General features: G+C 70.5%; 18 protein-coding genes and 1 riboswitch. Of the genes, 7 read left to right on the top strand and 11 right to left on the bottom strand.

Features of this window, described 5'->3' with window-relative positions:
* Nucleotides 1–78 precede the first annotated feature (78 nt).
* The gene (locus ACQPYY_RS18600; protein WP_379100011.1) at nt 79–309 is read right to left on the bottom strand and encodes a hypothetical protein; all 231 of its coding nucleotides are present in this window, start codon (nt 307–309) and stop codon (nt 79–81) included.
* 226 nt (nt 310–535) lie between these two features.
* Nucleotides 536–607, top strand: a riboswitch (adenosylcobalamin-variant (AdoCbl-variant) riboswitch).
* A 45-nt stretch (nt 608–652) separates the two neighbouring features.
* On the opposite strand from ACQPYY_RS18600, the gene cobN reads away from it, so the two are divergent.
* Both cobN and ACQPYY_RS18590 read left to right on the top strand, forming a co-directional pair.
* Nucleotides 653–4,288, top strand: coding sequence for a cobaltochelatase subunit CobN (gene cobN, locus ACQPYY_RS18595; protein ID WP_433590335.1), 3,636 nt, complete (start codon nt 653–655; stop codon nt 4,286–4,288).
* A 306-nt stretch (nt 4,289–4,594) separates the two neighbouring features.
* Entirely contained in the window at nt 4,595–5,134 is a 540-nt protein-coding gene (locus ACQPYY_RS18590; RefSeq protein WP_379100008.1) for a hypothetical protein, read from the top strand.
* A gap of 75 nt (nt 5,135–5,209) precedes the next feature.
* Here the strand turns inward: ACQPYY_RS18590 and ACQPYY_RS18585 are convergent, their stop codons facing one another.
* Nucleotides 5,210–5,590, bottom strand: coding sequence for a PPOX class F420-dependent oxidoreductase (locus ACQPYY_RS18585; RefSeq protein WP_379100006.1), 381 nt, complete (start codon nt 5,588–5,590; stop codon nt 5,210–5,212).
* Nucleotides 5,591–5,599: 9 nt separating this feature from the next.
* Nucleotides 5,600–6,340, bottom strand: a complete 741-nt coding sequence (locus tag ACQPYY_RS18580) for an alpha/beta fold hydrolase (protein WP_433590334.1) — start codon at nt 6,338–6,340, stop codon at nt 5,600–5,602.
* A 92-nt stretch (nt 6,341–6,432) separates the two neighbouring features.
* Here ACQPYY_RS18580 and ACQPYY_RS18575 point away from each other — a divergent pair, with 92 nt between their 5' ends.
* Nucleotides 6,433–7,017 (top strand): TetR/AcrR family transcriptional regulator, encoded by a 585-nt coding sequence (locus ACQPYY_RS18575; RefSeq protein WP_433590333.1) that lies wholly within the window; start codon nt 6,433–6,435, stop codon nt 7,015–7,017.
* 87 nt (nt 7,018–7,104) lie between these two features.
* Nucleotides 7,105–7,803 (top strand): glyoxalase, encoded by a 699-nt coding sequence (locus ACQPYY_RS18570; RefSeq protein ID WP_433590332.1) that lies wholly within the window; start codon nt 7,105–7,107, stop codon nt 7,801–7,803.
* Here the strand turns inward: ACQPYY_RS18570 and ACQPYY_RS18565 are convergent, their stop codons facing one another.
* Together ACQPYY_RS18565 and ACQPYY_RS18560 are read right to left on the bottom strand one after the other, a co-directional pair.
* Nucleotides 7,804–8,460, bottom strand: a complete 657-nt coding sequence (locus ACQPYY_RS18565; protein ID WP_433590331.1) for a TetR/AcrR family transcriptional regulator — start codon at nt 8,458–8,460, stop codon at nt 7,804–7,806.
* A 102-nt stretch (nt 8,461–8,562) separates the two neighbouring features.
* Nucleotides 8,563–9,513, bottom strand: a complete 951-nt coding sequence (locus ACQPYY_RS18560) for an FkbM family methyltransferase (RefSeq protein WP_433590330.1) — start codon at nt 9,511–9,513, stop codon at nt 8,563–8,565.
* 221 nt (nt 9,514–9,734) lie between these two features.
* Here ACQPYY_RS18560 and ACQPYY_RS18555 point away from each other — a divergent pair, with 221 nt between their 5' ends.
* Entirely contained in the window at nt 9,735–11,462 is a 1,728-nt protein-coding gene (locus tag ACQPYY_RS18555; protein WP_433590329.1) for an amidohydrolase, read from the top strand.
* Nucleotides 11,463–11,466: 4 nt separating this feature from the next.
* On the opposite strand, the gene map is transcribed toward ACQPYY_RS18555, so the two are convergent.
* On the bottom strand, nt 11,467–12,234 hold the full coding sequence (map, locus tag ACQPYY_RS18550; protein WP_433590328.1) for a type I methionyl aminopeptidase: 768 nt from the start codon (nt 12,232–12,234) through the stop codon (nt 11,467–11,469).
* A gap of 79 nt (nt 12,235–12,313) precedes the next feature.
* Here map and ACQPYY_RS18545 point away from each other — a divergent pair, with 79 nt between their 5' ends.
* The gene (locus ACQPYY_RS18545) at nt 12,314–12,583 is read left to right on the top strand and encodes a helix-turn-helix domain-containing protein (RefSeq protein ID WP_357276106.1); all 270 of its coding nucleotides are present in this window, start codon (nt 12,314–12,316) and stop codon (nt 12,581–12,583) included.
* A gap of 29 nt (nt 12,584–12,612) precedes the next feature.
* Here ACQPYY_RS18545 and ACQPYY_RS18540 read toward each other — a convergent pair whose 3' ends face one another.
* From ACQPYY_RS18540 to ACQPYY_RS18525, 4 genes are all read right to left on the bottom strand, one after another.
* On the bottom strand, nt 12,613–13,515 hold the full coding sequence (locus ACQPYY_RS18540; protein ID WP_379100292.1) for a S1C family serine protease: 903 nt from the start codon (nt 13,513–13,515) through the stop codon (nt 12,613–12,615).
* 192 nt (nt 13,516–13,707) lie between these two features.
* Nucleotides 13,708–14,304 carry a dihydrofolate reductase family protein gene (locus ACQPYY_RS18535; RefSeq protein WP_379099988.1) on the bottom strand — a complete coding sequence of 199 codons (597 nt, stop codon included), beginning with the start codon at nt 14,302–14,304 and terminating at the stop codon, nt 13,708–13,710.
* Nucleotides 14,305–14,434: 130 nt separating this feature from the next.
* On the bottom strand, nt 14,435–15,832 hold the full coding sequence (locus ACQPYY_RS18530; RefSeq protein ID WP_433594675.1) for a metallopeptidase TldD-related protein: 1,398 nt from the start codon (nt 15,830–15,832) through the stop codon (nt 14,435–14,437).
* A gap of 21 nt (nt 15,833–15,853) precedes the next feature.
* Entirely contained in the window at nt 15,854–17,380 is a 1,527-nt protein-coding gene (locus tag ACQPYY_RS18525) for a TldD/PmbA family protein (protein ID WP_433590327.1), read from the bottom strand.
* A 187-nt stretch (nt 17,381–17,567) separates the two neighbouring features.
* Between ACQPYY_RS18525 and ACQPYY_RS18520 the strand changes: the two genes are divergently transcribed.
* Nucleotides 17,568–18,299 (top strand): TetR/AcrR family transcriptional regulator, encoded by a 732-nt coding sequence (locus ACQPYY_RS18520; RefSeq protein ID WP_357085752.1) that lies wholly within the window; start codon nt 17,568–17,570, stop codon nt 18,297–18,299.
* A 6-nt stretch (nt 18,300–18,305) separates the two neighbouring features.
* Here ACQPYY_RS18520 and ACQPYY_RS18515 read toward each other — a convergent pair whose 3' ends face one another.
* Nucleotides 18,306–19,073 carry a TSUP family transporter gene (locus tag ACQPYY_RS18515; RefSeq protein WP_433590326.1) on the bottom strand — a complete coding sequence of 256 codons (768 nt, stop codon included), beginning with the start codon at nt 19,071–19,073 and terminating at the stop codon, nt 18,306–18,308.
* Nucleotides 19,074–19,153 lie beyond the last annotated feature (80 nt).

The following is a 19,153-nucleotide window of genomic DNA, read 5'->3' as shown; positions in this document are numbered from 1 at the left end:
TGGCGGGGACAAAGAAAAGACTCCGGGACGGGGGAGTCTCGGAGTGGGGTTGCCGGATCGGTCGATTCGCCGGGCGGTTCAGCCCGCGCGGTGCGGTTCGATGGCCGCCGGCGCCCCGCGGCGGCGGGCGAAAGCGGGCGTCGTTTCCCAGGTGTCGTTGAGCAGGCTGGGGACATTGTGGTGGTCGGCGTGGTCGCGGTGCACGGTGGTGCTCATGACCGTGAGGCCGAACAGGATGGTCGACGCGCAGATGATCCCGGCGATGAGCGCCCACTGCGAGTGACCGGTGCCGGCGGCCGTGAGAGCCATGGCCAGCGTCGCGAAGGCAACCAGTACGCAAAAGTATCCCGACCAGGCAGCAAAGCGGTTCCGCCTGACCCATCCTGGAGTGAGTGGCATACCGGCAGCGTACGCGCCGACCGGTCGGTTCCGCAGGGGTGCGAGCCAGGATTGGCCGCACTGTGATCGGTGCCCGCCGGCGCCGACGCGGGCGCGATATCGGGCCCGCGACGGCGGCGCGATAGCATCGGCGAGCTCGTCGAACGGAAGAAAGCCGGTGCAATTCCGGTGCGGTCGCGCCACTGTGACAGTCAGACCTTCCCGGCGAGCGCCGAACCGTGCTGGGCGCGTCACCCTAGGAAGGCCGAGACCCTTGATCCTGTTGCTGTCCACCTCCGACACCGATCTGCTGAGCGCGCGCGCCAGCGGCGCCGCCTACCGGCTGGCCAATCCGGCCCGGCTGCTGCCGGACGACCTGCCGGTCCTGCTGAACGGTGTGTCGCTGGTGATCGTGCGTGTGCTGGGCGGGAAGCGGGCCTGGGAGGAGGGCCTCGAGACGGTGCGCGCCAGCGGAATTCCGATGGTCGCCCTCGGCGGTGAGATCGCGCCCGACGCCGAGCTGATGGAGTGCTCGACCGTGCCCGGCGGCGTCGCGGCCGACGCCCACAACTACCTGGCCGCGGGCGGCCCGCGAAACCTGCTGCAGCTGCACCACTTCCTGTCCGACACGGTGCTGCTCACCGGCGAGGGGTTCGAGCCGCCGGTCGAGATGCCGAGCTGGGGTGAGCTGGAACGGCACGCCTGCCCGGTTCCGGACGACGCGCCGACCGTGGCCGTGGTCTACTACCGCGCCCAGCACTTGGCCGGGAACACCGCCTACATCGACGCGCTGTGCACCGCCATCGAGGCCAAGGGCGCTCGCGCGCTGCCGATCTACTGCGCCTCGCTGCGTACCGCGGAGCCGGAGCTGCTCGCCACGCTCGGCGCCGCCGACGCTCTGGTGGTGACGGTGCTGGCGGCGGGCGGCACCAAGCCCGCGACCGCCTCGGCCGGCGGCGACGACGAGGCCTGGGACGTGGGCGCGCTCGCGGACCTGGATGTGCCGATCCTGCAGGGCTTGTGCCTGACCAGCGGGCGTGAGCAGTGGGAGGCCAATGACGACGGCCTGTCGCCGCTGGATGTCGCCACCCAGGTGGCGGTGCCGGAGTTCGACGGCCGCATCATCACGGTCCCGTTCTCGTTCAAGGAGTTCGACGCCGACGGGCTGTCGTCGTATGTGCCCGACGCCGAGCGCGCGGCCCGGGTGGCGGGTATCGCGGTGCGCTACGCGCGGCTGCGCCACATTCCGGTCGAGCGCAAGAAGGTCGCGATCGTGCTGTCGGCGTACCCGACCAAGCATGCCCGCATCGGCAATGCCGTCGGCCTGGACACCCCCGCCAGCGCCATCCGGCTGCTCACCGAGATGCGCGAGGCCGGTTACGACCTCGGCGCGCCCGGCGAGATCCCGGGCCTGGAGGCCGCGGACGGCGACGCCCTGATCCACGCGCTCATCGCCGCCGGCGGGCAGGACCCGGACTGGCTGAGCCAGGAACAGCTGGAGGGCAACCCGATTCGCATCGGCGCGGACCTCTACACCGGCTGGTTCGAGACCCTGCCGGAGGACCTGCGCGAGGCGGTCGTCGAGGCGTGGGGCCCGCCGCCGGGTGAGCTGTACGTGGACCGCTCCGCCGACCCGAAGGGCGAGATCGTCATCGCCGCCTTGCGTTTCGGCAATGTGGTGCTGATCGTGCAGCCGCCGCGCGGTTTCGGTGAGAACCCGGTCGCCATCTACCACGACCCGGACCTGCCGCCGAGCCACCACTACCTGGCCGCCTACCGCTGGCTGGCCGTCGCGGAGGGCTTCGCCGCCGACGCCGTGGTGCACCTGGGCAAGCACGGCAACCTGGAGTGGCTGCCCGGCAAGACCCTCGGCATGTCCGCCTCCTGCGGCACCGATGCCGCCCTCGGCGATCTGCCGCTGATCTACCCGTTCCTGGTCAACGACCCGGGCGAGGGCACCCAGGCCAAGCGCCGCGCCCACGCCACCCTGGTCGACCACCTGATCCCGCCCATGGCGCGCGCCGAGACCTACGGCGACATCTCGCGGCTCGAGCAGCTGCTCGACGAGCACGCCAATATCTCCGCGCTCGACCCGGCCAAGCTGCCCGCCATCCGCCAGCAGATCTGGACGCTCATGCGCGCGGCCAAGATGGACCACGACCTCGGGCTCACCGAACGCCCGGACGAAGAGGTCTTCGACGACATGCTGCTGCACGTCGACGGCTGGCTGTGCGAGATCAAGGACGTGCAGATCCGCGACGGCCTGCACGTGCTCGGCCAGGCCCCGGCGGGGGAGGCCGAGGTCGACCTGGTGCTGGCCATGCTGCGCGCCCGCCAGCTGTGGGGCGGCGAGGTCAATGTGCCCGGTCTGCGAGAGGCGCTGGGGCTCAGCGAATCCGGTGACGAGAAGCGCGAGCGGGTGGACGCCTTCGAGCAGCTGGCGCGCGAACTGGTCTCGGGCATGCTGGAAGTCGACTGGGACGTCGACGCCATCGACGCGGTGACCGAGGGCGTGTTCGGCGGGGAGGCGGCCGTGGCCGCGGGCCTCACCGATGTCGCCGCGCGCCTGGCCGAGACGCGCCGGGTGCTGGGCTTCGCCGCCACCGAGGTGGTGCCGCGGTTGCGGCAGACCGGTGTCGAGGTGGCTCGCATCCTGCACGCGCTGAATGGCGGTTTCATTCCGGCCGGACCGAGTGGTTCGCCGCTGCGCGGTCTGATCAACGTGCTGCCCACCGGCCGCAACTTCTACTCCGTCGACCCGAAGGCGGTGCCGTCGCGGCTGGCGTGGGAAACCGGTCAGGCCATGGCGGATTCGCTGCTGGCCCGCTATCTGGCCGACCACGGCGAGTACCCGCGGTCGGTGGGCCTGTCGGTGTGGGGCACTTCGGCCATGCGCACCTCCGGCGACGATATCGCCGAGGTGTTCGCGCTGCTGGGCGTGCGGCCGGTGTGGGACGAGGCCAGCCGCCGCGTCACCCGCCTGGAAGCCATCACGCTCGAGGAGCTGGGCCGTCCGCGCATCGACGTGACCGTGCGGATCAGCGGCTTCTTCCGCGACGCCTTCCCGCACGTGCTGGCGCTGCTCGACGACGCGGTGCGCCTGGCCGCCGGACTCGACGAGCCCGCCGACCGGAACTACGTGCGCGCCCACGCCCAGGCCGACCTGGCCGAGCACGGCGACGAACGCCGCGCCACCACACGCATTTTCGGCTCCAAGCCCGGCACCTACGGGGCGGGCCTGCTGCAGCTCATCGACTCCAAGAGCTGGCGCACCGACGACGACCTGGCCCGGGTGTACACCGCGTGGGGCGGATTCGCCTACGGTCGCGACCTCGACGGCGCGCCCGCCGCCGACGACATGCGGACCGCGTACAAGCGAATCGCGGTGGCGGCCAAGAACACCGACACCCGCGAACACGACATCGCCGACTCCGACGACTACTTCCAGTATCACGGCGGCATGGTGGCCGCGGTGCGCGCGTTCACCGGGTCGAACCCCGAGGCGTACATCGGCGACAGCACCCGCCCGGACGCGGTCCGCACCCGCACCCTGTCGGAGGAGACCACCCGGGTGTTCCGGGCGCGCGTGGTGAACCCGCGCTGGATCGAGGCCATGCGCCGGCACGGCTACAAGGGCGCCTTCGAGATGGCCGCCACCGTCGACTACCTGTTCGGTTACGACGCCACCACCAATGTGGTCGCCGACTGGATGTACGAAAAGCTGGCCGAGTCCTACGTTTTCGACGAGACCAACCGCAAGTTCATGGAGCAGTCCAATCCCTGGGCGCTGCACGGGATCGCGGAACGTTTGCTGGAGGCGGCGGAGCGGAAGCTGTGGGAGCAGCCCGACACCGCCACCCTGGACCGGCTGCGGCAGGTCTACCTGGAGACCGAAGGCGAACTGGAGTAGGCGATTTCGCGTACCCGGACCGGGGTGGCCCGCAGGACAGCAGCGGACAACCCCGGTACAGGGGGGTTCCCACCGCCGGTTCGTAAGAGGAGTATGAGAATCGGACCCGGCGTCGGGCTCGGGGAAGCGGCGGGGCCTCCGGTGATATGCGAGTCATATTGCCGGACCGAATAATTCGAAGTGGGGAATCCCCGATTCGCAGCGGTCCGGGTGTGTGCGTCCGAGTCGTGTCTCACGGCGTCCCATGATGGTACGGACGTTTATTCGGTCATGCGGTGAATCGGTCCCTCGACGTAGGGAACCATCATGAGAATCGCCAAGATCGCCGCTACCGCTCTGCTGTCCGTCGCCGCGCTGTGCGTGGCCACGGTGACCGCTCACGGCGAACCCGCTGTCGCGGCACCGGGAATCAGCGGGGTGGACCGGGGTGTCGACTACTCCATCTCCCTGGCCCAGGACCGCAGCGCGGTCACCACCACGCTGGCCTCGGGCCATTTCGAGCTCGCCGGCGGCGCGGTGAACATCATCGCGCCCTCGGGGGCGACCCTCGCGGCGCTGCCGCTGGTCTACCAGGCCGCCGACCGCACCGTCACCGTCGTCCCCGAGGTGAACGCCGACGCGACCGAATTGACGGTGCGACCGGCGAATCCGGCCGATGTCGCCGCACCCAACGGTGATGTCGTCGCCTTGCAGACCGTGGCCAATGCCGGATCGGTCGTCGCCGGGGCGCTCATCGGCTGTGTGGTCGGGGCTGTGATCGGCGTCTGGTTCTTCCTGGTCGGCGCCGTGATCGGTTGCGGTGTCGGCGGTTTGATCGGCGCGATCATCGCGAACGACCAGCCGTGATCGACCGATCCGGAAGCAGGTAGCGCGAAACCACGTCGCCGGACCGGTCGGTTCGGCGACGTGGCGTGAATTCGCTTATGCCGGAAGGATCTCGATGCCGATGGTGCCCGCGTCGCCGCGGCGCAGCTTGCTTCCCATGATGGTCAGCCAGCCCAGGATCCCGTACTTGCGCTTGATGAGATCCCGCACGCGGTCGCTGCCCGCGTCGTCGAGCACCGTCGCGCGCCCCTTCACGATCTCGCCGTGCGTCTTGCCGCGCACATCGCAGGGTTGCAGCGTCACGTCGGGGTTGCGCCGGATGCGCTTGACCTTCCAGCTGTCGGTGACCGTCCACACGTAGAGGCGGCCGCCGTCGAGCGCGGCCCACAGCGGCGTCGCCACCGCGGTGCCGTCCTTCTTGTAGGTGGTCAGGTTGACGTAGTTCGCGGTGCCCACGGGCCCGAACGGGTTGTCCACGCCCGCAGCCTATCCGGTATGGCCGCCGGACGCTCCCAGGCGCACGAGGTCCCGGGACGCGGCGAAATCGGCGACCAGGTCGGCGAAGGCCGCACCGTGGGTGAGCGGGAGATAGTGCCCCGAACGCGGCACGACCAGCAGCCGGGCGTCGGGGGCGGCGTGCAGGAAACGCTGTTCGCCGAGGCGGAAGTGGTCGTGGCCGCCGTTGATCAGGCGCACGGGCCCGCGATACCCGGCCAGCGCGGCGACCGGATCGAATGCGGTGAGGGCGGCCATCACATCGGGAATGGCCTCGGTCGTGATGCCCCCGCGCGCGATGTCGGCGGCGACCCGGGGCGGCAGTACCCGGTCGAAGACCCGCTCGCTGACGGCTTGTCCGCCGTCGGCGCGGGCGGTCAGGACGCGGTGCATGAGCAGGAACGGGGTCGCGAGGGCCCGGCTCGGAGTCACGCTCGCGCCCGCGACGACCAGGCCGGTCACCTGCTCCGGGTGGGCCGCGGCGGCCGCGATCGAGACCTGGCCGCCCAGTGAATGGCCGACGACCACCGCCTCGCCGCCGAGTTGATCGATTCCCGCGCGCACGGCCTCGATCGCGCCCGGCAGGGTGAATCGCTCGCCACGGCGGCGGCCGTGCCCGGGTAGATCGATGGCCAGCACCGGATGCCGCGGGGCGAGGTGTTCGCTGACCTGCCCCCAGCAGGCGGAGCTCAATCGAATGCCGTGGACCAGCAGGATCGGTGTTGTCGTCATGGCGTCCTCCCGACTCGAATGCAACGCTACGTTGCGTTGCAATCACAGCAGGGATCGGTTCGCAACGCAACGTTGTGTTGTATTTTGGTGGGGTGACGACACCGGAACGGCGAACCGCGGGCGCGCCGCGGCAAGCGGCCGCGATCTTCGCCGCGGCCCTGGAACTGCTGGCGGACAAGGGATATGACGGCCTCACCATGGAGGCGGTGGCCGCGCGATCCGGGGTGAACAAGACCACGCTGTACCGGTGGTGGCCCGCCAAGGACGCGCTGCTGGCCTCGGCGCTCACCGACTCCGACCTGCTGAGCTTCCCGATGCCGGACACCGGCAGCCTGCGCGGCGACCTGCTGGGCCTGGCGCGGGCCATCGCCGGAATGCTCACCGACCCCGCGACCGCGCCCGTGGCGACCGCGGTACTGGCCGCGGCGCCCGCGCGGCCGCAACTCGCGGCGGTCGGGTCCGCGTTCTTCGCCGAACGGCTCGGCCGCGAGCAGCCGGTGTTCGAACGGGCCGTGGCGCGCGGCGAACTCGACCCCGGCTGTGATCCCGCCGCCATCATGGATCTACTGGCCGGGGCCATCTGGTTCCGGCTGCTCCTGCGCGGCCGGCCGCTGACACCCGAATATCTCTCCGGCGCGGTCGATCTCGTGGTGGACGGGCTGCCCGGAGCGGGCTGACCCGGCGCGACGCCGGGTCATAGGCGCGTACCCGCCCCGATCCGTACGTTGGGTTCCGACGACCCGAACGGCACGAGGAGGCGCACGATGGCGGCAGTTTCGGTACCGATGCTCTGGGGTGGCGAGCTACCCGAGACGCTGGATTTCTACCGGACACTGGGATACACCGTCACCTACGAGATGACCCGGCCCTACACCTACGGAATCGTCGAACGCGACGGCTTCCAGCTGCATTTCGGGCCCACACCGAAGGATCTGTCCGCGGAAGGAGCCCATATCGGCTGTCTGGTGCTCGTGGACGAGGTCGAGCCGTGGCACGCGGAATTCAAGGCCGCGCTGCGTGCCCGCTACGGCAAGGTGCCCGGCCGCGGCGCCCCGCGCATCACCCGATTCCGCACCGGGCAGACCCGGTTCACGGTCGTGGATCCGGTCGGCAATACCGTCATCTACATCCAGCGCGACGAACCCGATCCCGAATACGGCGGCTCGAAACAGCTCGACGGCCTGGCCCGGGTGCTCGACAACGCGCGCATCTTCCGTGATTCGAAGAACGACGACGCCACCGCGGTCCGCGTACTCGACACCGGGCTGCGCCGTCACGCCGCCACCGCACCGCTGATCGACCGGGCCCGGGCGCTGGCGATGCTCGCCGAAATCGCCACGGTCGCAGGCGAAGCCGCGCGGGTGGCCGAACTACGGGCCGAGATCGAGGGATTGGGACTCTCCGACGCCGATCGTGCGGCGGTGGCGGCAGATCTGGACGCCATCGCCGCCGCCGGAGAGTGATCAGGCGGGGCGGGCGCCGACTATTCGCAGGGCCACGGCCGCGTAGTCGGCGCCGATCTCGTCGGGGGTGCGGCGGTAGTCGCCGTGGTACCAGCGGGAGGTGTCCACGCACAGCGACATGAGCGCCAAGGTGGCGGCGTGGGTGTCGGCGACATCGAACACGCCGTCGCCGACCCCGCGGGCGACGAGGTCGCGGACCAGGCGGTGAATGGCGAGCTGGAGGTCGGTGACCTCGGCGCGGTGCTCGGGGGTGAGGTCGGTGAGGTGGTGCAGGACGACCCGGACCGAGGCGGCGTGCTCGGCGTGCCAGACCGTCAGGTCGCGCACCACGGCGGCGAGCCGGTCGGCCACGGTGCCCGCTCCGGCGGCCGCGGTGGTGGCGACCTGTTCGGTCAGCCGCATCGACGACAGCGAGATGCGGTAGAGGACTTCCTCTTTGGAGCCGAAATGCACGTACAGCCCGGCCGGGCTCAGACCCGCGCGGGCGGCGATGTCGCGGGTGGTGGTGGCGTGGAAGCCGCGTTCGGCGAAGGCGTCGATGGCGGCCAGGAAGATGCGGCGCTGGCCCTCGGGGAAGCGGCGCTGGGTGAGCTCCTGCCGCGCGACCGCGACCGTGCCCCGGGCGGCGTCACGCGCCGCGTCGTCGTCGATACCCATCGAATGAGTATCTCTCAGAGAGTGTTTCACCCGCTCACCGGCCGGGGGTGCCAACCGTGAGCCGGCGGCGCCGCCGGCCGTTGGAGACGGGTGCGACGCCGATCATTCGGGAAGTCCGTCGCGCCAGTAGAGTTCCACGGGGTTGAACCCGGCCGGGTCGGGACGGCGAGGTGCGATGCGGTGAAACCCGGCTTGTTTCATGGTGCTTCGAACACCGTCGCCGTCGATGTACTTGTCGTGGACCTCGAGCACGATGCGGTCGACGGTGTCCATCCACGGCTGTGGGGTGGCGAAGATGTCGGCCTCGCTGCCTTCGACGTCGACCTTCAACAGGTCGACGTGGTCGAGACCGTTCCGGTCCAGCAGCTGCGCCACCGTGCACGCGGGCAGGGTGCGCGGCGGGCGGGCGAGGCTGTTCTCGAGCCGCCAGGGCCGTCGCCGGCGCAGTTCGTACACCGCGGGGACGGCGGTGCAGGTGTCCCAGAACGCGCTGACGGCGAACTCCAGCTCACCCGGTGCGCCGGACACGGCGCAATCCTCCACGATCCAGTCCATCCCCGACAAGGACCGGTTGCGGTACAGCACCTGCCGGCTCTCGGCGATCGGCTCCACCGTGAGCAGCAGTCTCGGCCGGTAGCGGGCGGTGAAATAGGCCGCGGCCTGCCCGGTGTTGCCGCCGAGATCGACGATGGTGTCCAGGGTGCCGATGACGGCGTCGAGGTCATAGACCGCATTGAGCTCGTAGTAACGGTGCAGGAAGATCTGCCAGAGGATGAGCAGGTCGCTCTGATTGCGGCGCACCATGATCGACGCGTCCTCACGCGGGGTGGCGAAACGCAGCGGGATCAACTCCTCGCCCGTCAGGGGCGTGCCGGCCATGCCGAGAACGCGGCGAGCCATCCAGAAGGGCGCGCGCACCCGGCTGTCGCCACGAGCCGTGGCGACAGCGATGCCCAGGTCACGGGCGGCGCCGACGACTTCGCGCGCCAGGACCCGTGCGGTGCCGACCCCGAAGGCGCGGTCGGCGTCCGTGCGCAGGTAGGCCAGATTCATGACATCTCCTGTCCGAGTGTGCGATCCGGATGTGACTGTCGATCAGCTGAGGCTCGGGACGGCAAGACGCGCAGGTGAACCCACCCATGGAGATAGCTGAATGGTAGCCAATGGCTCAGCTGTGCGACACACGCGCCGGCGGCTTGGCTCGTCGCCGGGGTTGGCGACCGTAACTTGGTGGTCGAACCCACGTCGTGGGCGGACGGCCAGGGAAGGGACGCATGGCGATGAGCAGGCGGAGTTTCGTGGTGGGGAGTGCCGTGGCGGCGTCGGCCGTGGCGTGCGGGACTGGCGACTCGGGATCGGGCGCGTCGGCGGATGTCATCTTCTCCGGTGGGCCGATCGTCACGGTTGCGGGCAGTGCGCCCGAGGTCGAGGCGCTGGCCGTCGCCGGCGGGCGGATCAGCGCGGTGGGCGCGGAATCCGAGGTGATGGCGCACCGTGGGCCCGCCACGAAGCTGGTGGATCTGCGCGGGCGGGCATTGTTGCCCGCGTTCGTGGAACCGCACAGTCATCCCTCGCAGATCGCCGCCGCGCTCGCGCCACCCGCGGTGGATGTGCGGCCGTTCACCGTGCCGACCGGCGACGGGGTGAACGCGAAGCTGGCCGAGGCGGTGCGGACCGCGCGGGCGGGGGAGTCGATCCTGTTGTACGGGATCGATGTGCTGCTGCAGACCGGGCTGGTGCTGCCGACCGTGCGGAGTCTCGATGCCGCCGCGCCCGCGAATCCGGTTGTGGTGGTGGCCAACAGCGGGCATGCCGCGTACGGCAATACCGCCGCCTTGCGGCAGGCCGGGATCACTCGCGACACCCCGAATCCGCCGGGGGCGGAGTACGTGCACGGGCCCGACGGCGAACTGACCGGCGAGGTGCGGGAGGCGGCCGCGATCCTGACGCTGACCGAGCCGTTGCAGGCGTCGGTCAGCGGCGGGATGCCCGACCGATTGCGCTGGGCCTATGGGCAATTGGCGGCCGCCGGATACGCCACCGCCAGCGAGCACACCGGCAGCGCCGACTCCGGGACGCTGTACACCGCGGTGGCCGCGGACCCGGCCTGCCCGATCCGGATTCGCTCCTACACCATGGGAACCCCGGAACTGGCCACCGATGCCGCCCATGTGCCCGGCCCGGCCGTCGGCGGGGACGCCCTGTTCGGGGTCATCGGCATGAAACTGTGGGCGGACGGATCACCCTGGCAGGGCAATATCTTCACCACGTTCCCCTATCTCACCAACGAGGCCACCGCCCGCATGGGTCTCGAGCCGCATCACCACGGCGGCATGAACTACACCCCCGAACAGATCACCGACCTGTCCGCCGCGTTCGTCGGGCAGGGCTGGCAGCCCGCCTGCCACGTGCACGGCGACGCGGCTGACGTGGTGCTCGACGCCTACGAGAAGGCTTTGGCCGGGAAGAGCGGCGAGCTGCGGCCCCGGCTCGAGCACTGCGGGGCGATGCGGCCCGACCAGTTCGCGCGCGCCGCCAAGCTCGGGGTGACGGTGAGTTTCTTCATCGAGCACGTCTACTACTGGGGTGACGTGCTGCTGGACGACCTGTTCGGTCCCGAACACGGCGCGCACTGGATGTCGGCGAAATCGGCGCTGGACGCGGGGTTGCGGATCTCGTTCCACAATGACGGCACCGTCACCCCGCCCGACCCGATCGGCAATATCGCCACCGCCGTCACCCGCACCGCGCGCGGCAGCGGCCGCGTCCTGGCCGCCGAGCAGTGCCTGAGCGTCGACGCCGCGATCAAGGCGCAGACCCTCGACGCGGCCTGGCAGCTGCACCTCGACACCGAGATCGGCAGCCTGGAACCGGGCAAGTACGCGGATCTGGTGGTGCTGTCGGGCAATCCGCGCGCCGTGCCGCCGGAGTCGTTGCGCGCCTTAACGGTCGAGGCCACCTACCTCATGGGCCGCCAGACCTTCGGCGAACCGCTCGCCTGACCGGTCACCCGACGCGGGTCAGTACCTGCGGGCCCGCCTCGGTGATGGCGATGGTGTGCTCGGAGTGGGCGGTGCGCGAACCGTCGGCCGAGCGCAGGGTCCAGCCGTCGGGGTCGGTGACGATGCGGTCGGTGCCGCGCGCGAACCACGGCTCGATCGCCAGGGTCAGGCCCGGGCGCAGCCGGAAACCGCGCCCGGCGCGCCCGGCATTGGGGACATGCGGGTCCTCGTGCATGGTGCGGCCCAGTCCGTGTCCGCCGTATTCGGTGTTGATCGGGTAGCCGTGGTCGCGGGCCACGGCGGCGATGGCCGCCGACAGGTCGCCGATGCTGTTGCCGGGCTCGGCGACCGCGATGGCCGCGTCCAGGGCCTCTTCGGTGGCGCGGATCAGCCGTTCGTCCTCGGGATCGGGGCTGCCCACGATGACTGTGACCGCGGAGTCGGCGACCCAGCCGTCGACGCTCACCGCCAGATCCATGCTCAGCACGTCGCCGTCGCGCAGCGTGTAGTCGAACGGGAGTCCGTGCAGCACGGCATCGTTCACCGACAGGCAGATGGTGTTGCGGAACGGCCCGCGCCCGAAACTGGGGGAGTAGTCCCAGTAGCAGGAGACCGCGCCGCGCTCCCGGATGCGTTCGCGGACCACGGCCTCCAGCTCCAGCAGATTGACCCCGATCCGGGCCCGCTCCCGCAGTTCGGCGAGCACGCCGGCCACGAACTGCCCGGTCACGCGCATGCTGTCGATCTCGGCGGGGCTCTTGAGTTCCACCATGACTACCTCCATCAATCGGTATTTTAATACCGACCCTAGCGGCTTGCGGTATTTAAATACCAACCGTAGGGTGGCCGGTATGGTCCGACTGCCCCTCACGCCCGCCCAGCTCGAAGCCGGACGCCGCCTGGGCGCGGCCCTGCGTACCGCCCGCGACGGCCGCGACCCGGTGGAAGTGGCCGCGAGCGCGGGCATTTCCCCGGAGACCCTGCGCAAGATCGAATCGGGGCGCCTGCCCACGCCCGCGTTCGGGACCGTGGTCGCGTTGAGCCGCACCCTGGACATTCCCCTCGACGAGCTGGCCGAGATCTGGCACCCTGGCGACGCGGAGCAGCGCTCGGCCTCGTAACCGATTGCCGGGGACCGCGACCGGCCGGTTCAGTCGCCGGCCAGCTCGACCGGCACCGCCAGCACATCCACCATCGCGCCGTTGCGCAGCACCGTCACCGGCAGCGTGCGCCCGATGGCGTCGGCGAACAACTGTCGCTGGATGCCCTGCGCGTCCCGGATCTCGGTGCGCGCGATGCTGAGCACCAGGTCCCCGCGCCGCAGCCCGGCCTGTTCGGCGGGCCCGCCGCGCACCACCTCCACGATCCGCAGTCCCGCGTCCTGCCCGGTGCGGGCGGCGACCGCGGTCGGCAGGGGCGCGGGCACCCCGACCACGCCCAGATAGGCGCGCCGGACCCGGCCCTCGGTGAGCAGCGTGCTGATGATGCGGCGGGTGGTGACGTTGATAGGAATCGCCAGACCCAGCCCGATCCCGGCGACCGCGGTATTGATCCCCACCACCCGGCCCGCCGAATCCGCCAGCGCGCCACCGGAATTGCCGGGATTGAGGGCGGCGTCGGTCTGGATCACGTCCTCGATGACGCGCGCGGTGCGCCGGTTGCCGACCGGCACCGAGCGGCCCAGCGCGCTCACCACGCCCGCGGTCACCGACCCGGCCAGCCCCAGCGGAGAACCGACCGCCACCACCAGCTGCCCGACCACCAGGCTGTCGGCGTCCCCGAGCCGCACCGCGTCGGGCGCGCCGCCGCGGGCGCGCAGCACCGCCAGATCCGAGAGCGGATCCACCCCCACCACGTCGAAGGCCGATTCGAGGCCGTCGGCGAACACCACGATTCCCTTGCTCGCCTCGCCGACCACGTGCGCGTTGGTGAGCAGGAATCCGTCGGCGGTGAACACCACCGCCGATCCGCCGCCGCGCGGGGTCTGCACGCTGGCCACGTGCGGGGTCACCGAGGCGGCGACCGCGATCACGGTGCGCGAGTAGGCGTCCATGGCCTCGGGGTCCGGCGGGCCGAAGCCCGGAGGCGGCACGGGGTCGGGGTTCTCGTCCCCGGGCGAGAGGGCAGCTTCGTCGTCCACGACGACCACCATCCGATTACGTGATTACAGTGCGTAATCCCAGGATGCGCGCGACCGAGGCGCCGCGACAACCGGTTCGCCGACAGCGCAAACCGGGGACGCGGTTCAGCGCAGGCGGTACTTCAGGTGGGTGACGCGGGAGCCGGGGACGATCTCCGGATCGTCCAGCAGCACCGGCGCATTCGCCAGCTCACCCAGCAGCGGCACCCCGCTGCCCAGCAGCACCGGCACCAGATCGACCCAGACCTCGTCGAGCAGGCCCTCGTCGAGGCACTGCCGGGCCACGTCACCGCCGCTGACACCGACCATCCGGTCCCCGGCGATGCCGCGCGCCACGTCGATGGCCTCCTTCACCCCGCCGGTCACGAAGGTGAACGGCGCGTCGGGGTGCTCGGCGATCCACTGCTCGGGCACGGTGTGGGTGACCACCACGATCGGCTTGTCCGCCGGATGCACCCCGCCCCAGCCGTTGGTCAGCGTGAACAGCCGCTTGCCGACCACGTACACCCCGACCCCGTCGAGCCAGGCTCGCAGGTATTCGGCGTCGGAGGCGGTCAGAGTGAACGGGATCTCGGGGTGGGTGCTGGCGATCGGCACGTCGCCACTCTGGTACCAGGCGAACAGGTGCTCGAAACCGGTTTCGCCGGGGCCCGCGATGAACCCGTCGAGGGACATGCTCGCGCCGGTGACTACCTTGCTCATGGCCGTACTCCTTCAGCAGGGGAACGAATCGGCGTGTGTCGCCGTCTCTGCCTGGAAGTCGGCGCCGCCTCCCGGAAATCATCGTTGTCGTGCGACGAAAGTTTCCGGGAAACGGACCGGTTCGACCGGATCAGGTCGCCTGGCTCACCGAGGACATGTGGAAATCGGGAATCCGCAACGGCGGCATGGCCGTCCGGGTGAACCAGTCCTTCCACTCACGCGGCAGGGTGATCTCGGTGCGGCCCGCCTCCGACACGCGCCGCAGCAGGTCCAGGGGGCTCTCGTTGAAGCGGAAATTGTTGACCGCGCCGGTCACCTCGCCGTTCTCGACCAGGTAGACGCCGTCGCGGGTGAGGCCGGTGAGCAGCAGCGTGGCCGGATCGACCTCGCGGATGTACCACAGGCAGGTCAGCAGCAGTCCGCGCTCGGTGCGCGCGATCATGTCGGTCAGCGTGGCGTCGCCGCCGCCGGTCAGGAGCAGGTTCTCGCCGGGCAGAGTGACGGGGGCGTCGAATTCGGCGGCGGTGGCACGCGGATACACCAGCGACTCGATCACGCCCTGGCGCACCCAGTCGGTGCGCTGCGCGGTCAGGCCGTTGTCGAACACCGACAGCGACTCCGACGACGACGGCGTCGCCACGAACGGCCGGTACTCCAGACCCGCCGCGCTCGGATCCGAGGACAGGGTCAGCGGAATCCCGGTGAGCCGCTCCCCGATTCGGGTGCCGCCCGCGCGGGAGAAGGCCGTGTGGCCCTCGTGCGCGCCGCGGCCCTCCATGGACCAGGCCAGGTAGATCATCAGATCCGCGACCGCGGACGGCGGCAGCAGCGTCTCGTAGCGGCCCGCGGGCAGCTCGACGCGCCGCGTGGACCAGTCCAGCCGCCGCGACAACTCCGCCAGCAGACCGGGGGTGTCGACATCGGCGAAATCGGTGGTGCCGGTGCCGACCCACGCGCTGGCCAGCTCCGCGCCCTCACCGCGCTTGCCGTTGATCTCCACCGAACCCGTCGGTTGCACCCAGCGCCGCCGCAACCCGGTGGAGGTGCCCAGCCAGGTGGAGTGCATCTGGTGGTGGGCGAAACCGTACAGGCGGTCGGAGCCGTCGAAACCGGCGGCGAGATCGCTTGCCAGCGTGGTGAACACGCCGATATCGGTGGTGGCCGGATCGCCGTCCCAGTCCAGCAGCCGGTCCAGGGTGTCGGCGTCGACGGCGTCGGGATCCAGCAGCGGCATGGCGTCGCGCGCCGGCTCGGCGTCGCGGGCGGCCTGCTCGCTGGCCCGCACCACGGCCTCGATCTCGGCCGGATCCACGCTGGTGGAACTCACGCTGCCGACCCGCGCGACGGTCGGGCCCTCCCGGAACACCGAGACCACCGCCCAATCGCGCGCCACCGAGGAACCGTTGGTGGTCATGGAGTTTCCGGCCCAGCGCAGCGACGCCTCGTACGCGTCGGTGACGATCACCATGGCCTCGTCGGCGCGCGAGGCCCGCAGCGCGCGTTCGACGACCTCGGGGGCGGGGAGCACACTCACCGTGTCGGTCCTTTCCTACTGTCCGGCTTCGGCGCGGGTATTGAGAATATTGATGCCGCGCACCAGCACCGACGGGCAGCCGTGCGAGACCGCCGCCACCTGACCGGGTTGCGCCTTACCGCAGTTGAACGCCCCTCCCAGCACCCAGGTCGAGGGCCCGCCGACGGCCTCCATCGCACCCCAGAAGTCGGTGGTGGTGGCCTGGTAGGCGACATCGCGCACCTGCCCGGCCAGCTCACCGTGACGAATCCGGAAGAAGCGCTGACCGGTGAACTGGAAGTTGTAGCGCTGCATATCGATCGACCACGATTTGTCGCCGACGATGTAGAGGCCGTTCTCCACCCGGGAGATGAGCTCGGCGGTGCTGGTGTCGCGCTCCTGGTCGGGTTGCAGCGACACATTGGCCATGCGCTGGATCGGCACGTGGTGCGCGGAATCGGCGTAGGAGCAGCCGTTGGAGCGTTCCAGGCCCAGCTTGGGCGCGAACACCCGGTCGAGCTGGTAGCCGACCAGCACGCCGTCGCGCACCAGATCCCAGCGCTGCCCGGCCACGCCCTCGTCGTCCCAGCCGACGGTGGCCAGGCCGTGCTCCTGGGTGCGGTCACCGGTGACGTGCATGATCGGCGTGCCGTAGCGCAGTGTGCCGAGCTGGTCGGGGGTGGCGAACGAGGTTCCCGCGTAGGCGGACTCATAGCCGATGGCACGGTCGTACTCGGTGGCGTGGCCGATGGACTCGTGGATGGTGAGCCACAGATTGCTCGGATCGATGACCAGATCGGTGGGGCCCGCCTCGACGGTGGGGGCCTTCACCTTCTCCGCCAGCCACTCCGGCATCCGCGCGAGTTCGCCCGCCCAGTCCCAGTGTCCGTCCGCGCCGGTCACGTACTCCCAGCCGCGCCCGGCCGGAGCGGCCAGGGTGCGCATGGTCTCGAACACCCCCGCCGCCGGATCGACGGTGATGGCCTCGAACTGCGGGTGCAGGCGCACCCGCTGCTGGGTGATCCGCGAGCCGAAGGTGTCGGCGTAGAAGGTCTGCTCCTTGACCTGCAGCACCGCCGCCGTCACGTGATCCACGCCGTCGGCGGAGCTCAGCCGCCCCGAATAGTCCAGCAGCAGCGCCACTTTCTCCGGCGTCGGCACCTCGAAGGGGTCGACGTCGTAGGCGGAGACGTACTCGGCGTCGTCGTAGCGTGGCTCCGGAGCCAGTTCCACGCGTTCGCGATTGAGCGCGCGCAGGGTTCGCGCCACCGTCACCGCGCGCCGCGCCACCTGGGCGGCGGTCTCGGCGGTGAGATCGGCGTGTGAGGCGAAACCCCAGGTGCCGTCGACGATCACGCGCACCGCGAACCCGAGATCGGTACTGTCGGACACCGATTCGACGCGGCCGTCGCGCAACCTGATGGACTGCTGCACGAGTCGATGGACCCGCAGGTCCGCGTACTCGGCCCCGGCCGCGCGGGCCGCGCTCAACGCGGCGTCGGCGAGCGCGGACAGCGGCAGCGCGCGGAACTGACCGTCGATGACCTTGGTAGCGATGCTCACCCGCACCACGCTAGAGGGCGACACGCCGGGGGTTCAAGAAACCACGCAGCCCGAACGAAATTCACCCCGCGCATATCTGCATACGCTGCAACGATGCGCGAAGTGCGAAGGAGCACACTGGGAAACGGCACGCTCAACGGCCTGACATTCCGCGGATTGCCGATCGGATGCCGTACTGTCTGCCCGCGTGCCGCCATCCGCACTCCGCGATCGCAAACGGGAACGCACCCGCCGAGCCCTGCTCGAAGCCGCCGTAGAACAGTTCGAGAGCCGAGGATACGAGGCGGCCACCGTCGCCGACATCGCGGCCGCCGCCGAAGTCGGCACCCGGACGTTCTTCAACTACTTCGCCAGCAAAGAGGAACTATTGTTCCCCGAGCCGGACGAACGCGTGCAGGCCGCCGTGCGCGCCATCGCCACCCGCCGCCCCGGTGAACGACCCGTCGAGGTGCTGCTGCGCGCGCTGCGCGCCGCGGGTGACAATCCCGGCGACCACCTGGGCGACGACCTCGCCGCCCGCATCGCCGTACTGCGCGCCCAGGTATCGCGCACCGTGCCCGCGGTGTCGGGCCGCGCCGCCTACGCCCAGCTCGCGTCGCAGCAGGAGATCGCGCGCCAGCTGCGCGCCGCGTTCCCCGAGGAACTCGACGACGTCGGCGCGGCCGCCCTGGTCGGAGCGGTCGTCGGCGCGGTGTCCGGCGCGCTGACCGTGCTGTTCCAGCGGCCCGGCCTCGAGGACGGCGAAGCGCTGCAACGCAAGATCCAGGAGACCACCTCGAAGGTGCTGGCGCCGTGGCTGTCCCAGCCCGCACCGGAGCTGCCCGCCGACCACCTACCGGTGATCGCCGACGTTCCACTACGTCCGGAGCCCGAAGCCTTTCGCCCCCTGAGCTCGGTGCACCGGCTGGCCCGCGTCTGAACCCGGTCAGCCGAACTGCTGCCAGCCCAGGCGGATCACCATGGCGGTGACCACCACCAGCAGGACGACCCGGACGAAACCGGCGCCCTTGGCCAGGGCCATGCGGGACCCGGCGATCGAACCTGCCACGTTCGCCACCGCCATGGACAGGCCCAGCGCCCACAGCACGTGACCCGTGCTCGCCAGGAACAGCAGCGAACCCAGGTTGGATCCGCAGTTGATCACCTTCGCCATGGCCGCGGCCCGCACGAACTCGGTGCCGAGCAGGGTGGCGAAGGTGATGATCAGGAACGTGCCGGTCCCCGGCCCGAGAATGCCGTCGTAGAGGCCGATCAGGCCCGCGGCCAGCGCCACCACCAGGATGGTCTTGCGGCGGGTCGGGCGATGGGTGGCCATCGTGACCCCGATCGAGGGGCGCAGCGTCACGAACACCGCCACCCCGATCAGCACCACCATGACGATCGGGATGAAGTACCGGCGGTCGATGAGGGCCACCGCCGCCGAACCGCACGCGGCCGCCACCGCCGCGATCATGGCGCCGGGGATCAGCACCTTCCAGCGCATCGGCACCTTGCGGGCGAAGGTGAACACCGCCGCGCTGGTGCCGGAGAACGCGGCGATCTTGTTGGTGCCCAGGGCCGTCTGCGGCGCCAGGCCGGGCAGCACCACGAACAGGGTGGGCAACACGATCAGCCCGCCGCCGCCGACCACGGCGTCGACCCAGCCGGCCGCTGTCGCCGCGGTCAACAGGATCGTCCAGTCCGCAATGCTCACTCCGCGACCCAACCAGACGCCGCCACCTCGATTCAAACCGTCGGGTCTGTCAGCGAGTTGTCAGCGAACCGGCCCGTAGG

Origin of the sequence: Nocardia sp. CA-145437 (assembly GCF_050956485.1) — a bacterium.
Taxonomy (GTDB): domain Bacteria; phylum Actinomycetota; class Actinomycetes; order Mycobacteriales; family Mycobacteriaceae; genus Nocardia.
This window is presented reverse-complemented; position numbering and strand designations above follow the sequence as displayed.

Bases quoted from the DNA above. Each gene is read 5' to 3' on its own strand.
- ACQPYY_RS18600 (WP_379100011.1), bottom strand. From the start codon at position 309: ATGGCTCTCACGGCCGCCGGCACCGGTCACTCGCAGTGGGCGCTCATC.
- ACQPYY_RS18590 (WP_379100008.1), top strand. From the start codon at position 4,595: ATGAGAATCGCCAAGATCGCCGCTACCGCTCTGCTGTCCGTCGCCGCG.
- ACQPYY_RS18580 (WP_433590334.1), bottom strand. From the start codon at position 6,340: ATGACGACAACACCGATCCTGCTGGTCCACGGCATTCGATTGAGCTCC.
- ACQPYY_RS18570 (WP_433590332.1), top strand. From the start codon at position 7,105: ATGGCGGCAGTTTCGGTACCGATGCTCTGGGGTGGCGAGCTACCCGAG.
- ACQPYY_RS18565 (WP_433590331.1), bottom strand. From the start codon at position 8,460: ATGGGTATCGACGACGACGCGGCGCGTGACGCCGCCCGGGGCACGGTC.
- ACQPYY_RS18560 (WP_433590330.1), bottom strand. From the start codon at position 9,513: ATGAATCTGGCCTACCTGCGCACGGACGCCGACCGCGCCTTCGGGGTC.
- ACQPYY_RS18555 (WP_433590329.1), top strand. From the start codon at position 9,735: ATGGCGATGAGCAGGCGGAGTTTCGTGGTGGGGAGTGCCGTGGCGGCG.
- map (WP_433590328.1), bottom strand. From the start codon at position 12,234: ATGGTGGAACTCAAGAGCCCCGCCGAGATCGACAGCATGCGCGTGACC.
- ACQPYY_RS18545 (WP_357276106.1), top strand. From the start codon at position 12,314: ATGGTCCGACTGCCCCTCACGCCCGCCCAGCTCGAAGCCGGACGCCGC.
- ACQPYY_RS18540 (WP_379100292.1), bottom strand. From the start codon at position 13,515: ATGGACGCCTACTCGCGCACCGTGATCGCGGTCGCCGCCTCGGTGACC.
- ACQPYY_RS18535 (WP_379099988.1), bottom strand. From the start codon at position 14,304: ATGAGCAAGGTAGTCACCGGCGCGAGCATGTCCCTCGACGGGTTCATC.